11 protein-coding genes and 1 tRNA gene are annotated in these 15,043 nt (G+C 41.1%); 11 read left to right on the top strand and 1 reads right to left on the bottom strand.

Going from position 1 to position 15,043, the window contains the following annotated elements:
- Positions 1-180: 180 nt before the first annotated feature.
- Positions 181-744 carry a DNA-3-methyladenine glycosylase I gene (locus tag ACPEH5_RS09195; RefSeq protein WP_042847664.1) on the bottom strand — a complete coding sequence of 188 codons (564 nt, stop codon included), beginning with the start codon at positions 742-744 and terminating at the stop codon, positions 181-183.
- 199 nt (positions 745-943) lie between these two features.
- Here ACPEH5_RS09195 and glyQ point away from each other — a divergent pair, with 199 nt between their 5' ends.
- The 11 genes from glyQ to ACPEH5_RS09140 all read left to right on the top strand — a co-directional run bounded on the left by glyQ (position 944) and on the right by ACPEH5_RS09140 (position 15,028).
- Positions 944-1,852 (top strand): glycine--tRNA ligase subunit alpha, encoded by a 909-nt coding sequence (gene glyQ, locus ACPEH5_RS09190; RefSeq protein ID WP_004262647.1) that lies wholly within the window; start codon positions 944-946, stop codon positions 1,850-1,852.
- Positions 1,853-1,861: 9 nt separating this feature from the next.
- Entirely contained in the window at positions 1,862-3,931 is a 2,070-nt protein-coding gene (glyS, locus tag ACPEH5_RS09185; protein ID WP_281110813.1) for a glycine--tRNA ligase subunit beta, read from the top strand.
- A 220-nt stretch (positions 3,932-4,151) separates the two neighbouring features.
- A tRNA-Pro gene (locus ACPEH5_RS09180) sits at positions 4,152-4,228 on the top strand.
- Positions 4,229-4,456: 228 nt separating this feature from the next.
- Complete coding sequence (locus tag ACPEH5_RS09175; protein ID WP_281110812.1) at positions 4,457-6,031, top strand: ShlB/FhaC/HecB family hemolysin secretion/activation protein; 1,575 nt, start codon at positions 4,457-4,459, stop codon at positions 6,029-6,031.
- Between the two features lie 605 nt (positions 6,032-6,636).
- Complete coding sequence (dppA, locus tag ACPEH5_RS09170; protein ID WP_042847660.1) at positions 6,637-8,244, top strand: dipeptide ABC transporter periplasmic-binding protein DppA; 1,608 nt, start codon at positions 6,637-6,639, stop codon at positions 8,242-8,244.
- A gap of 304 nt (positions 8,245-8,548) precedes the next feature.
- On the top strand, positions 8,549-9,568 hold the full coding sequence (gene dppB / locus ACPEH5_RS09165; RefSeq protein ID WP_048605437.1) for a dipeptide ABC transporter permease DppB: 1,020 nt from the start codon (positions 8,549-8,551) through the stop codon (positions 9,566-9,568).
- Positions 9,569-9,578: 10 nt separating this feature from the next.
- Complete coding sequence (gene dppC / locus ACPEH5_RS09160; RefSeq protein WP_129466951.1) at positions 9,579-10,481, top strand: dipeptide ABC transporter permease DppC; 903 nt, start codon at positions 9,579-9,581, stop codon at positions 10,479-10,481.
- Between the two features lie 12 nt (positions 10,482-10,493).
- The gene (gene dppD / locus ACPEH5_RS09155) at positions 10,494-11,474 is read left to right on the top strand and encodes a dipeptide ABC transporter ATP-binding protein (protein WP_042847656.1); all 981 of its coding nucleotides are present in this window, start codon (positions 10,494-10,496) and stop codon (positions 11,472-11,474) included.
- Positions 11,471-12,475, top strand: coding sequence for a dipeptide ABC transporter ATP-binding subunit DppF (gene dppF, locus ACPEH5_RS09150; RefSeq protein ID WP_042847655.1), 1,005 nt, complete (start codon positions 11,471-11,473; stop codon positions 12,473-12,475). Before dppD ends, dppF begins: the two co-directional genes overlap by 4 nt.
- Before the next feature lie 195 nt (positions 12,476-12,670).
- The gene (locus ACPEH5_RS09145) at positions 12,671-13,369 is read left to right on the top strand and encodes a HAMP domain-containing protein (protein WP_131680825.1); all 699 of its coding nucleotides are present in this window, start codon (positions 12,671-12,673) and stop codon (positions 13,367-13,369) included.
- A 168-nt stretch (positions 13,370-13,537) separates the two neighbouring features.
- Complete coding sequence (locus ACPEH5_RS09140) at positions 13,538-15,028, top strand: insulinase family protein (RefSeq protein WP_129466952.1); 1,491 nt, start codon at positions 13,538-13,540, stop codon at positions 15,026-15,028.
- Positions 15,029-15,043 lie beyond the last annotated feature (15 nt).

Below are 15,043 nucleotides of genomic sequence, written 5' to 3'. Positions count from 1 at the left end.
AATTGTTAATAGGATTTAAAACATACTCTGCTGAACCTTAGAGTTCAACCGCTCATTTGCATATATTTGTGATTTAAATATCTGGCAATGGATAAATTAATGGATGAAAATTCTGCGATGTTAATGGTTTGATAGTTTCTTTTTCTTTTTATACGCTAAGTATCATCCATAAACACTAATTTATTTAAACTGGCAACAATGTATTAAATGGTCATTTATCATGCCAGTGGCTTGCATAAAGGCATAACAAGTAATTGAACCGACAAACTTAAACCCACGTTTTTTGAGCGCTTTAGAAAGCAGCATAGAAAGTTCTGTTTCGGCGGGGACTTGGGACGAGTTTTCCCAGCCATTGACAATAGGTTGGCCATTAACAAATTGCCAAAGAAAAGTGGAAAAGTCCTCTCCGCTTTCTTTCATTGCTAAATAGGCTTTTGCGTTGGCAATTATCGCTTTAATTTTTAACCTATTACGGATAATACGGGGCTCTTGCATAAGGCGTTCTATATCACTGTCGTTCATCAAGGCGATTTTTTTAGGATCAAATTGATAGAATAATTCCCGATAACCTTGGCGTTTTTTCAAAATAGTGTACCAAGAAAGACCTGCTTGTTGCCCTTCAAGGCAGATCATTTCGAACAGGGCTTGGTTATCATGGGTTGGTTTGCCCCATTCATGATCATGATAAGCAATATATTCAGGGTCTTTATTAACCCAATGGCAACGTGTTGATGCTGTATTCATTTTTCATCCTTTTTACAATCATATTAATCTTTTTTAAAAATGAGATATTTATACTGTATAAATAACCAGCCTAAAAGGGGTGAAAGTATTTTTTTTTATTTTTAGAATAAATACAGACATATTCAATGCTGTATATCTTGCGGTCAAAGGGTATACTGACGTACTTTCATTAATTTAACGTATCGCGTGCGGATCTAACATGCAAAAGTTTGATACCAAAACCTTTCAAGGTCTTATCCTGACATTGCAGGATTACTGGGCGCGCCAAGGCTGTACCATTGTTCAACCACTGGACATGGAAGTCGGCGCAGGAACCTCCCACCCAATGACATGTTTGCGAGCATTAGGCCCTGAGCCTATTGCGGCGGCTTATGTTCAGCCATCTCGCCGGCCAACAGATGGCCGCTATGGTGAAAACCCAAACCGTTTGCAGCATTATTATCAATTTCAGGTGATTATTAAACCATCACCAGATAACATCCAAGAATTATACCTCGGTTCTTTAAAAGAGCTGGGTGTTGACCCAACTGTTCATGACATTCGCTTTGTTGAAGATAATTGGGAAAACCCAACTTTAGGGGCTTGGGGTTTAGGTTGGGAAGTATGGTTAAATGGTATGGAAGTGACTCAATTTACCTATTTCCAGCAAGTGGGTGGGCTTGAGTGTAAACCTGTGACTGGCGAAATCACTTATGGCTTGGAACGCTTGGCGATGTACATCCAAGGTGTTGATAGCGTATATGATCTTGTATGGTGTGATGGTCCGCTGGGCAAAACCACTTATGGTGACATTTACCATCAAAATGAAGTTGAACAATCAACTTACAACTTCGAATATGCAAATGTTGATTTTCTTTTCAAATGCTTTGAAGAATATGAAAAAGAAGCTCAACATCTGCTCGCTTTGGAAACTCCACTTCCACTGCCGGCTTATGAACGTATCTTGAAAGCTGCTCATACTTTTAACTTACTTGATGCGCGTAAAGCTATTTCTGTTACTGAACGCCAACGCTATATTTTACGTATCCGCACCCTGACGAAAGGGGTTGCTGAAGCTTATTATGCTTCACGCGAAGCGCTTGGATTCCCTATGTGTCATAAGAATTAAGAGGCTGTCATGACTCAACAGACTTTCCTTGTGGAAATCGGCACCGAAGAGTTACCGCCGAAGGCTCTTCGTTCATTAGCTGAATCATTTGCTGCAAATTTTACCAGCGAACTTGATAGCGCGAATATTGCGCATGGCGCGGTAACGTGGTTTGCTGCACCCCGTCGTTTGGCACTAAAAGTTGCTGATTTAGCATCTTCCCAACCTGACCGTGAGGTTGAAAAACGTGGTCCTGCTATTTCTCAGGCTTTTGGCCCTGATGGCCAACCAACTAAAGCCGCAGAAGGTTGGGCTCGAGGCTGTGGTATCACCGTTGACCAAGCTGAGCGTTTAACAACCGATAAAGGCGAGTGGTTACTTTATCGTGCCCAAGTTAAAGGGCAAGCCGTGAATGAACTACTGGTTGATATGGTTAGCCGCTCACTTGCTAAACTACCTATTCCTAAATTAATGCGTTGGGCAGATAAAGACACCCAATTTGTTCGCCCTGTTCACACTGTAACATTGCTGTTAGGTAGTGATGTCATTGAGGGTGAAATTTTAGGTATTAAGAGTGGGCGCACAATTCGTGGGCATCGTTTTATGGGTGAAGCAGAATTCACCATTGATAACGCCGAGCAATATCCTGCTATCCTACGTGAACGCGGTAAAGTGATGGCTGATTACGAAGAGCGTAAAGCCGTAATCAAAGCGGATGCAGAAAAGGCGGCTCAAGCTTTAGGTGGTAACGCTGATTTAACTGATAGTTTACTTGAAGAAGTTGCTTCATTGGTTGAGTGGCCAGTTGTTTTAACGGCGAAGTTTGAAGAGAAATTTTTAGACGTCCCATCTGAAGCATTGGTTTATACCATGAAAGGTGACCAGAAGTATTTCCCCGTCTATGATAATGCGGGTAAATTAATGCCTAATTTTATCTTTGTGGCGAATATTGAATCTTCTGATCCTCAACAAATTATTTCAGGTAACGAAAAAGTTGTACGCCCTCGTTTAGCTGATGCGGAGTTTTTCTTTAAAACTGACCGTAAGCAACGTTTAGAAGACAACTTACCGCGCTTAGAAACGGTGCTATTCCAAAAGCAATTAGGTACTTTGCGTGATAAAACAGACCGTTTAGAAACACTATCGGGTTGGGTTGCCAATAAAATTGGTGCAGACGTTAATCATGCGACTCGTGCTGGCTTACTCGCTAAATGCGACTTAATGACCAATATGGTGTTTGAATTCACAGATACTCAAGGTGTAATGGGTATGCATTATGCTCGGCATGATGGTGAATCAGAAGACGTCGCATTGGCTCTGAAAGAGCAATACCAACCACGTTTTGCCGGTGATGCACTTCCCTCTACTGATGTTTCTGCTGCATTAGCCATTGCTGAGAAAATGGATACACTTGCCGGTATCTTTGGTATTGGGCAGCACCCTAAAGGTGATAAAGACCCATTTGCTCTTCGTCGCGCGGCTTTGGGTGTGTTACGCATTATCGTTGAGAAAGGCTATCAGCTTGATCTCGTTGAAATGACCGCCGAAGCAGCTCGTTTATACGGCGATAAATTAACGAATAAAGACGTCGTTAATGATGTGGTCGAATTTATGCTTGGCCGATTCCGTTCTTGGTATCAAGAATTAGGTTATAGCATTGATACCATCCAAGCTGTATTAGCTCGTCACCCAACTCAACCTGCTGACTTCGATGCACGAGTTAAAGCTGTGACTCACTTCCGTACGCTAGATGAAGCACAAGCGCTTGCAGCGGCAAATAAGCGTGTTTCTAATATTCTGAGTAAATCAGAAGAAAAATTAGCGGATACTGTCTTAGCTTCTGTACTGAAAACACCAGAAGAAGTGAAACTAGCAACTCATGTTGTAGTTCTACAAGAAAAGCTTGCTCCAATGTTTGCGCAAAGAAATTATCAAGAAGCATTAGCTGAGCTAGCTTCTTTACGCGATGTAGTGGATGAATTCTTTGAAAATGTGATGGTAATGGACGAAGACCAAGCGGTTCGTGTTAACCGTTTGACGCTATTAAGCCAATTACGTGAGCTGTTTTTAAAGGTAGCAGATATTTCTTTACTGCAATAACTTAAAATTAGGCCATAAACTGGTTTTATGATGCTATTTTTATAAAAGTTAATCTGTTTGATAAATAAGCACTAAATTAATTTAGTGCTTATTTTTTTAGTAAAATAAGGTGAGTTGCCTATAAACCTTACCATTTTGGTGGTTTTATCAGCACTCGAGCCAAATTAATAAAAAATGGGTTGACGACCCCCATTCTTGGCAGTATTATTCACACCGTTTTCGGCGAGTAGCGCAGCTTGGTAGCGCAACTGGTTTGGGACCAGTGGGTCGGAGGTTCGAATCCTCTCTCGCCGACCAAATTTTAAAACCCACCTCAATGAGGTGGGTTTTTCCGTTTATGGCACTTCTCATTTCCTCTCCATTTTTAAGAATAACTTTACTTGCATCCAACACCTAGATTCTGCTGATATAGATAAAAGCATACGGTTTGAGAATATCTCATGGGTTACGTATTTTTTGCTGGCAGCTCCCTCTATTAGGGTGGTTTTAGCTAATAAAACAGTTTTTCATGACAAGGACCTGTTAATGAAAGCAAAATACGTTGTACCAAAACACATTCGTTTTTTATTGTTAGGGTTATATATTCTTGTTACTTCTCACGCTTATAGTTCCGCTATAACTCAACCTATTAATACCGCGCAATGCATTCTTATTAATCAAGTTCATTTGGTAAATTCCCAGCGGTTAACTAAAGTAGAGCCAAGACGTATTAATGCATGGAGGCAGCAAATTGAAGGGCAATGCGTTGATGATCGTAAGCTATTGGAGTATGCCGATTATATTACAGCTGACCTTGTCCGCGCAGGTTATTTAACCTCATATTTATACTATCCTGAGCAAACATTTTTGTTTGGTATTTTGCGTATAAAAATCGTTGAGGGGACTATCTCTGCGGTGAGTTACCAAAATGAAAAAAACAAAGATCGCTCTTTATTATCTATTTTTCCACTGAAGCCAGGGGACCTATTAAATCTCCGCCATATTGAACAAGGCTTATCTAATTTACAGAATGTATCTTTACTTCCATTTCATATAAATCTAGTGCCTGATGACGCTGATAAAAATGCTACTCAAGTTATCGTTGTTGGCCAGCAACGCCGTGCATTAAATGGGGTGATTTCTTATGAAGCTCACAGGGCTGCTGGGCAAACGACTAATGTTATAAGCCATATATGGATGCTTGCAAACCCTTTACTACGAAGTGATTTTTTGTATTCAGAGGTTAACCATCACTTAAATGCTTTTAACGGAAGCGAAATGAAATCAATGGTATTGTTATATTCTCTCCCATACCACTATTGGCTATTTTCTGTATCTGCTGAGTACCATAAAAACCAAGTAGTAATAACAAATTATGATGTTAATTTACCTTTTCAACAGCGTAGCTGGGGTTTATTGCTACAAATTGAGCGCATACTGAATCGCACTGAAAACGCAGTTACTTCATTCGGTATTGGTAGCCAAGTTCAAAAAAGTGATACTTTTTTATCCGACTTACGTTTACAGACGCAAAAACGTCTGGCGAGCTATGCTATTGCTGAATTTTCCCATCAGGTTGATTTTTTAAAGGGGAATACGCTTGTTTCTTTAAAATACAAACAAGGGGTAGATTGGTTTGGTGCTAATGCACAAAAAACGACAGGTTTGGATAAAGCACAAATCTTTCAGTTTTCACTGTCTAACTTGAGAGAAATACAGCCGTTTTATTATCTAAGCCAACTTGATGTGCAGTTAAGTCGTTCCAATCTAGATGCTTTATTAGAACGTGATACATTCATAGGAAATGGCGGTATGAGTGGTTTTCTTACGGGGGTAAAACATTTTGAAATGGGGGATCATAGCTTAAAATTTCACAATGAGCTGCGGTGGCAGACTCCTTGGCCACATGTACAGTTGTATTCGTCATTAGGCTTAGGAACAACGGCGAATGACCGAGCGACATTTTGGAAAGAGAACCTACTGTTAGGCTGTAAAATAGGCGCGAAAGGTCAGTTAAAGGGCTTGTCTTACCATTTATTCATTGATACCCCTTTATGGCAATCTCAGCCGCTTGCTTTCAATACAGTCAGTTCCGGTATTAAATTCAGTTTTCATTATTAACTTAATTGGTTTTTCCTGTATCCATTTGTTTTTATTCTATATATTTTAATTTTGGATAATTATATCTTTTATGGTGGGTATAAAAGCATTTTCTGTATTCAGTCTAATTAAATAAAAAAGTGACATATAGCGATTTTATTCTTTAAGTTATCAAATAGTTAAAATTATGTTTAGCTTGTTTAGTTGAATGTTTTTTGTCTGCATGAAAAACAAGCTAAATAATAACAAACTAAAATAGTTTCTAACTTTATTTCCTTTAGAGTTTTATTTTGCATACCTCCGTATAGCACGCTATATTCGTTCACTAATTCAGCACTTAATCACAAATATAAAAATAAATAGCTCAAACATAAAACACTAATCATCAATAATAATGTGGTTATAACGTCTGCCTTTTGTCTTGATTGGTAATATATTAAGCTAATTTAGCGTGACAAATGTTTCTAATATGTTACGAGAGTTGTGGGTGTGTAGCAAATACGGCTATTGACGAAGTGAGTGACAGTTGATTAATTGCACAATGAATAACAAAAAATACAGATACTACATCTGTCATTTATATGACGGGTTTAGGCATTAAGCAAAAACAACATAGGAGCATACAGATGCGCTCTATTAAAAAGACAGGTCTACTTACTGTAGGGTTAACATTAGCAGCATTGGCTGTATCGGCCTCAGTACAAGCAAAAACATTAGTTTATTGTTCAGAAGGTTCTCCTGAAGGTTTTAACCCTCAACTCTTTACTTCTGGAACAACGTATGATGCAAGTTCAATCCCATTATATAACCGTTTAGTTGAATTTAAATTAGGGACAACAGAGATCGCACCTGGCTTAGCTGAAAGCTGGGAAGTAAGTGATGATGGCAAGGTATATACCTTCCATTTACGCAAAGGGGTTAAATGGCACTCTAATAAACAATTTAAGCCAAGCCGTGACTTCAATGCAGATGATGTGATCTACACATTTATGCGCCAAAAAGACGCTAATCACCCATATCATAAAGTATCAGGTGGTAGCTATGAGTACTTTATGGGCATGGATATGGACAAAATCATTGATAAAGTTGAAAAAGTTGATGATAACACAGTAAAAATTACGCTAACTCGCCCTGAGTCTCCATTCTTAGCGGATATGGCTATGGACTTTGCATCAATCCTTTCTGCGGAATATGCGGACCAAATGCTCAAAGCAGGTACGCCAGAAAAAGTGGACTTAAACCCAATAGGGACGGGCCCATTTGTTTTACAGCAATACCAAAAAGACTCTCGTATTCTGTATAAAGCCAATGATCAGTATTGGGGTACAAAACCGAAACTTGACCGCTTAGTTTTCTCAATCACGCCGGATGCTTCAGTACGTTATGCTAAGTTACAAAAAAATGAATGCCAAGTTATGCCATATCCAAACCCGGCTGACTTAGAGCGGATGAAGCAAGATAAAAACATTACATTGATGGAGCAGCCAGGTCTGAACGTTGGCTATCTTTCATATAATGTTGAGAAAAAACCACTGGATAACCAAAAAGTTCGTCAAGCCCTCTCAATGGCAGTGAATAAAGACGCCATCATTGATGCGGTTTATCAAGGCGCAGGTCAGAAAGCGAAAAACTTAATCCCGCCAACAATGTGGGGATATAACGACGCTGTGAAGGATTATGAATATAACCCTGAAAAAGCAAAAGCATTATTAGCAGAAGCAGGCTTCCCTAATGGCTTTGAGATTGATTTATGGGCAATGCCAGTACAACGTCCGTATAACCCAAATGCGCGCCGTATGGCTGAAATGATCCAAGCGGATTGGTCAAAGATCGGTGTTAAATCTAAAGTTGTGAGCTATGAGTGGGGCGAATATCTCAAACGTGCGAAAGATGGTGAGCCTCAAACCGTGATGATGGGTTGGACTGGTGATAATGGTGACCCTGATAATTTCTTCGCAACATTATTTAGCTGTGCAGCAAAAGAACAAGGTTCTAACTATTCAAAATGGTGTAATCAAAGCTTTGAAAACTTGATCCAACCTGCACGTCAGACGGCTGATCATGACAAACGCGTCGAATTGTATAAACAGGCACAAGTCGTAATGAATGAGCAGGCTCCTGCGCTTATCATTGCACACTCAACGGTGTTTGAACCTGTACGTAAGGAAGTGAAAGGCTATGTGGTTGATCCATTAGGTAAACATCACTTCGAAAACGTCGACATTGAGAAGTAATCGTATCTAATCTGTTAATGCCCTTCGTTGCTAATTTGCAGCGCGGGGCGTTTTCTCCTCTAAGGGGTATTCTTCTAGATGATAATTTTGCACGGTGAGTTTTGTATTAAGTAGTCTGTAAATTAATCATGTTAACGGTTTCTTGCATCTAAGCGTGCTGTAAGCAGCACCCATAAGGATCAATAACCCAAAGACTTAGAAGAAACAGAGAAGTTCAGTTGTTTGTGAGCACCCGGAAAATTTATTTTCTGAGTAGCCAAACGGACTAAGAGCCGTCAACGGCATTATTAAAGAGATTCAGGATATGCTGCAATTTATCCTCCGACGATTGGGGCTTGTGATCCCGACGTTTATCGGTATCACACTACTTACTTTTGCTTTTGTTCACATGATCCCCGGTGACCCAGTTATGATCATGGCTGGGGAGAGGGGGATCTCTCCTGAAAGGCACGCCTACTTAATGGCTGAGTTAGGCCTTGACCAGCCACTTTGGAAGCAATATCTGCATTATGTTAATGGGATATTTCATGGTGACTTAGGGATTTCTCTAAAAAGCCGTATTGGTGTTTGGGAAGAGTTTTTACCTCGCTTTTTAGCGACAGTTGAATTAGCCACTTGTGCAATGATTTTTGCGGTTTCTGTTGGTATCCCTGTTGGGGTTTTAGCCGCTGTAAAACGTGGGTCAATCTTTGACCACACCGCGATTGGTCTTTCTTTAACGGGTTATTCAATGCCGATATTTTGGTGGGGGATTATGCTCATCATGTTAGTGTCGGTGCAATTAGACCTCACTCCAGTTGCTGGGCGGGTGAGTGATATGGTCTTCCTTGATGATTCAAACCCACTGACCGGTTTTATGTTAATCGATACTTGGATTTGGGGTGAAGAAGGTAACTTTATTGATGCTGTTGAGCACTTGATATTGCCTTCTATTGTATTAGGGACGATCCCTCTGGCGGTTATTGTTCGCATGACGCGTTCATCAATGTTGGAAGTGTTAGGCGAAGATTATATTCGAACAGCGCGAGCGAAAGGCCTTGGCCGTGCACGCGTGATCCTAATCCACGCACTACGCAACGCTTTACTCCCCGTTGTAACGGTTATCGGTTTACAAGTTGGCGTCATGTTAGCTGGCGCTATTTTAACAGAAACTATTTTCTCATGGCCTGGGTTGGGACGTTGGTTAATCGAAGGGCTGCAACGTCGTGACTACCCTGTCGTACAAGGTGGCGTACTGCTCGTGGCAACGCTGATCATTTTTGTTAACTTAGTGGTCGACTTGCTATATGGCATTGTAAATCCACGCATTCGTCATAAAAAATAAGGAGCGCTAAATGTCTCAATCTACTGAGCCAACTGTTGTCAGCGCCCCACAGCCGATGACACCATTACAAGAATTTTGGCATTATTTTAAACGTAATAAAGGGGCCGTTGTTGGGATGTTTTATATCATCCTGATGGTACTAATTGCTATTTTTGCGGGTGTATTAGCACCACATTCCCCTGATGAACAGTTTCGTGATTTTTTATTGGCTCCACCAGTTTGGGATGAGGGTGGGAGCTGGCAGTTTATTCTAGGAACGGATGATGTTGGGCGTGATTTACTTTCTCGCTTGATGTATGGCGCTCGTTTATCTTTATTAGTTGGGTGCTTGGTTGTCGTGCTGTCCTTGATAATGGGCGTGACCATTGGCGTAATTGCAGGTTACTTCGGTGGTATTGTTGATGCGCTAATCATGCGTGTAGTTGATATCATGTTGGCATTACCTAGCTTGCTATTGGCTTTAGTTTTAGTCGCAATTTTTGGGCCTTCTATTGTTAATGCGTCTATTGCTCTGACTTTTGTTGCTTTACCTCACTATATCAGGTTAACGCGTGCCGCCGTTTTAGTGGAAGTGAACCGTGATTATGTGACGGCCTCTCGAGTTGCTGGTGCAGGCTCAATACGTCAAATGTTTGTGAATATTTTACCTAACTGTTTGGCTCCATTGATTGTACAGGCCTCTTTAGGTTTTTCGAATGCTATCTTAGATATGGCTGCTTTGGGTTTCCTCGGTATGGGCGCTCAGCCACCAACTCCTGAGTGGGGAACTATGCTGTCTGATGTGCTGCAGTTTGCACAGAGTGCATGGTGGGTGGTGACTTTCCCAGGACTGGCGATTTTACTGACGGTGCTTGCGTTTAACCTGATGGGTGATGGTTTACGCGATGCATTCGATCCAAAACTCAAGCAGTGATGAGGTAATCTAATGGCACTGTTAAATGTAGAACAACTCTCGGTTCATTTTGGCGATGGAAAAGCGCCATTTCGCGCGGTTGATCGTATCAGTTATAGCGTTGATAAAGGGCAAGTCGTTGGTATCGTCGGTGAATCTGGTTCTGGGAAATCGGTTAGCTCACTTGCCATCATGGGGTTAATTGATTACCCCGGGAAAGTGATGGCAGAATCGTTGGAGTTTGATGGACGCGATTTATTGTCTATGCCTGAAAAAGAACGTAGACAAATTATTGGTGCGGATGTCGCGATGATTTTCCAAGACCCGATGACCAGCCTAAACCCATGTTTTACCGTGGGTTATCAAATCATGGAAGCACTCAAAGTGCATCAAGGCGGCAGTAAAAGCACACGGAAACAGCGGGCTGTCGATTTACTCGACATGGTAGGTATCCCTGATCCTCAATCACGCTTGGATGTCTATCCCCATCAATTATCAGGTGGGATGAGTCAGCGGGTGATGATTGCAATGGCGATTGCTTGTCGCCCTAAACTGTTGATTGCTGATGAGCCAACAACAGCTTTGGATGTCACAATTCAAGCGCAGATTATTGAGCTACTTTTGGAGCTACAACAGCAAGAAAACATGGCGTTAGTGTTGATCACCCATGACCTTGCACTTGTGGCTGAAGCTGCACACCATATCATCGTGATGTATGCAGGGCAGGTGGTTGAATCAGCAAAAGCGAGTGATATTTTTAAACACCCACGTCACCCTTATACCCAAGCACTATTGAGAGCATTACCTGAGTTTGCAACGAATAAATCACGTTTAGCATCACTCCCTGGTGTTGTTCCCGGTAAATATGACAGGCCTGTCGGTTGTTTATTAAATCCACGTTGCCCATACGCAACGGATAAGTGCCGTCAAGAGGAGCCAATGTTACAAACCGTTGGTGATCGCCAAGTCAAATGCCATATGCCGTTAGATGATATGGGGAGGCCAACATTATGAGTGACAAACAACATACCCCATTGCTAAAAGCCGTGGATTTGAAAAAGTATTATTCTGTTAAAAGTGGTTTTTTTTCTGCGGAGAAAACCCTTAAAGCGTTAGATGGGGTTTCTTTTGAATTAGAGAAAGGTAAAACGCTAGCCGTAGTTGGGGAGTCGGGGTGCGGTAAATCCACACTTGGTCGTTTGTTAACGATGATAGAGCAACCTTCTGATGGCGAATTGTATTATCAAGATCAAAATTTGCTGATTAGAGATAAATCAGCGGAGAAGCTGCGTCGTCAGAAAATTCAAATTGTTTTCCAAAACCCATACGGCTCATTGAATCCCCGTAAAAAGGTGGGGCAAATTTTAGAAGAACCTTTATTGATTAATACTTCGCTATCGAAAGAACAGCGCAAAGAAAAAGTATTATCAATGATGGCAAAAGTAGGTTTAAAAACAGAACATTATAGCCGATACCCACACATGTTCTCGGGAGGGCAAAGACAACGTATTGCGATAGCACGAGGTTTAATGCTTGACCCAGACATTGTTGTTGCAGATGAGCCTGTTTCTGCGCTGGATGTCTCTGTTCGCGCTCAGGTATTAAACTTGATGATGGATTTACAACAGGATCTTGGCTTGTCTTATGTGTTTATTTCCCATGACTTATCTGTGGTTGAGCATATTGCTGATGAGGTCATGGTAATGTATTTAGGACGTTGCGTTGAAAAAGGCACGAAAGAGCAGATTTTTAATAACCCTTTGCATCCTTATACACAAGCCTTGTTATCTGCAACACCAAGGTTAAACCCAGACTCAAGGCGTGAACGTATTAAGTTAACAGGGGAATTGCCGAGCCCACTGAACCCACCTCCAGGCTGTGCTTTCGCGGCTCGTTGCCGTAGAGCTTTTGGCCAATGTACTCAGTTCCAGCCGACATTAAATGAGTATGACCAACAGTTGGTAGCGTGTTTTGCTGTTGATGAAGACGAGAAACAATCTGTTGTCGTGAGTTAATGTTTAATACGGCGGAAAGTCTGACTTTCTGCCGTTTTTCTCTTCTATTTTATATTTAATTCTCTTTAGGATATCGTTTATCCTAAATATCCAATCTTTCTTTTTAAATTACTCTTTTGGGGATAAAATCAAGTATACTGATTGACGTTTCTATTTTTCTTTAAAAAGCTGCTTGATTAGGAAGGTTGTGGTCAAATGAACACACAGGTCCAACGCTCACTAACGTTAAAAAGTATGATCGTATTCTTTGGAATTACGTTACTCTCTCTCGCGCTTTTTTTAGCTATCCAATTCAGCTACTTAATCGAACAACGTAAGCAAGATTATTTAGACCAGCTTAGTAATGCTGTTGTACAAATTCAGAAACCATTAACCGACGCATTGCTAAGTTCGGACCTTAGCGAGGCGAAAAGATTACTCATTAGCTTAAAGACATCAGGTATTATGGGTAATGCGATTGTGACGGTTGATAATGCAACGGTGATGAATTTAAGTTTTGCAACACCGAAGCCAATCCCCGAGTGGGCGACTTACTTTGTCGGCATTCCAGTCGAAATGACGGTACCTTTATATGCATACGGCAATGCTGTATTGCAAGCGAAGCCTCAAGGGTATTTAACCTTACAAGTCGACCCTAATCGTGTATATCGGTTTGCTTTAAACACACTGGCATTGATGACAACGACTTACTTATTGTTGGTGCTTATCATTGCTATTGCAATGACGTGGTGTGTCAGCAGGATGATTGTCAGGCCATTGCGTAAAATGGCTATCGAGTTACAGGCAAATGATCAAGTTAATCAGCTGGTTGTTTCTGAATATCATCATGATGATGAGCTTGGGTTACTTGCAAAAGGTTACAACCGTCAAAGAAAACAGCAAAATTCAGACTAAGCCATGAACATGAACTCAGCTTTATGGTCTAATATCGTTATAGTGGTGAAAATTAAAATTGGATAAAGCCAAACGGTATTGTTTAACCCGGTAAGTTCACGCTTTTCGTTAATTTACCTGTCGTAATTTGCGGTTAAATATAAAGATATAAAACACATAGGGGTTTACATGCAGGGCTTGAAAGTTCGGTATATTATCAGTGTTGTATTATTATCAGTGACTCAATTTGCAAGCGCTGAATCTCTGCAACCTGATCCAGCATGGCAGCAAGGAAAGCTAGAAAATGGCTTTAGCTGGCAATTATTACAAACACCACAGCGTCCAAATGACCGTATCCAACTCAGATTAGCAATTAAAACAGGTTCATTAACAGAAAAAGCGAGTGAGAAAGGGTACAGTTATTTAATTCCTAAAATGGCGTTGTATCATCAGACTGAAACATTTCCAACCGCAACGTTACAAGAGTTTTGGCGTCAGGCAACAGACCCAGACATGCCAATTCCACCTGCGGTTGTTTCTTATGATTACACAACTTACAGCTTAAGTTTACCTAACAACAGGCCTGATTTAATCAAGCAAGCATTGAGTTGGCTAGCTACCTCTGTAGTGAAAGCCGAATATACCGAAACGACACTGCATAATGGCTTAACAGCTGAAAACGTGCCTGTTGCAACACTGCCTTTAAATGCAAGCGACCCAGTTTGGCGAGCTCGTTTAAAAGGTTCTGCGATGATGGGTTATGACCCTGGCCAAAAACCAAATGACAATGTCGATCTCGAAAGCGTGAACGCTTTTTACCAAAAATGGTATACGCCGGATGTGATGACGTTATACGTTGCTGGTCATGTGGATTCTCGGATGTTATCTGACTCGATATCGCAAACTTTTTCATCTCTAGAAGGCAGACGCTCTGAGCCTGTTTCTGTCGCGGTGCTATCGACGGTAAAACCACAATCTATTGATATTTTACAAGAGCAACTGGCGCAGGATACCCTTTCTTTGATTTGGGATATCGATTGGTTACCAATTAAAGACTCAAATATATTATTACGTTATTGGGCAAGTGACTTAGCGCGCGAAGCGGTTTATCGTTCTTTGCAAAAAACGTTTAATCAAAAATTTAACCAAGGTGAAGTGGTCCCCGGGCTTGATTGTCGTGTGCAATACCAGAAAGCCACTTGTACGCTATCTGTCAGTGCTGCACCCGAAAAAATGGCCGCGGTGACTGATATTGTCATTAATGAGTTAGCTACAATTAACCAAAATGGTATCCCTGCCGAGCTGTTTGATGACATGATGAAAGAAAAACAGGTGCAGCTATCGCAATTGTTTGCTGCCTATGCCCGCACTAGCACTGATGTTTTGATTAGTCAGCGTTTGATTTCCCAGCAAAATGGGGTCGTTGATATTGCTCCCGAACAGTATCAACGTTTAAGGCAGTCTTTTTTAGCATCGCAAAGCCTTGAGCAAGTTAACATGGAAGCGCGTCGCTTATTATCGCAAGAAGCAGCTTTTGTTTTAGCGCAGCCAAAAGATAAACAAACAATGGATGCGGAACAAATTCGCCAAAAATTTATTAAAGCACTTTGGCCTCAAGCCTCCACATCAACTGCCACGCAAACAGATCTCGTGCCTGCTAAACCGGCCGTTGCACAATAAATGATGAAGGGTAGC

Source organism: Providencia sp. NPDC089933, assembly GCF_049545585.1.
GTDB classification, from domain to species: Bacteria; Pseudomonadota; Gammaproteobacteria; order Enterobacterales; family Enterobacteriaceae; genus Providencia; species Providencia huashanensis.
The sequence above is the reverse complement of the archived record's forward strand: the minus strand, read 5'-3'. Positions and strand labels throughout refer to the sequence as shown.

Excerpts from the sequence above, each read along its gene's own strand:
- dppC (WP_129466951.1), top strand. The coding sequence starts at position 9,579 with ATGTCTCAATCTACTGAGCCAACTGTTGTCAGCGCCCCACAGCCGATG.
- dppB (WP_048605437.1), top strand. The coding sequence starts at position 8,549 with ATGCTGCAATTTATCCTCCGACGATTGGGGCTTGTGATCCCGACGTTT.
- dppD (WP_042847656.1), top strand. The coding sequence starts at position 10,494 with ATGGCACTGTTAAATGTAGAACAACTCTCGGTTCATTTTGGCGATGGA.
- glyS (WP_281110813.1), top strand. The coding sequence starts at position 1,862 with ATGACTCAACAGACTTTCCTTGTGGAAATCGGCACCGAAGAGTTACCG.
- ACPEH5_RS09145 (WP_131680825.1), top strand. The coding sequence starts at position 12,671 with ATGAACACACAGGTCCAACGCTCACTAACGTTAAAAAGTATGATCGTA.
- ACPEH5_RS09175 (WP_281110812.1), top strand. The coding sequence starts at position 4,457 with ATGAAAGCAAAATACGTTGTACCAAAACACATTCGTTTTTTATTGTTA.
- ACPEH5_RS09140 (WP_129466952.1), top strand. The coding sequence starts at position 13,538 with ATGCAGGGCTTGAAAGTTCGGTATATTATCAGTGTTGTATTATTATCA.
- dppF (WP_042847655.1), top strand. The coding sequence starts at position 11,471 with ATGAGTGACAAACAACATACCCCATTGCTAAAAGCCGTGGATTTGAAA.
- dppA (WP_042847660.1), top strand. The coding sequence starts at position 6,637 with ATGCGCTCTATTAAAAAGACAGGTCTACTTACTGTAGGGTTAACATTA.
- glyQ (WP_004262647.1), top strand. The coding sequence starts at position 944 with ATGCAAAAGTTTGATACCAAAACCTTTCAAGGTCTTATCCTGACATTG.
- ACPEH5_RS09195 (WP_042847664.1), bottom strand. The coding sequence starts at position 744 with ATGAATACAGCATCAACACGTTGCCATTGGGTTAATAAAGACCCTGAA.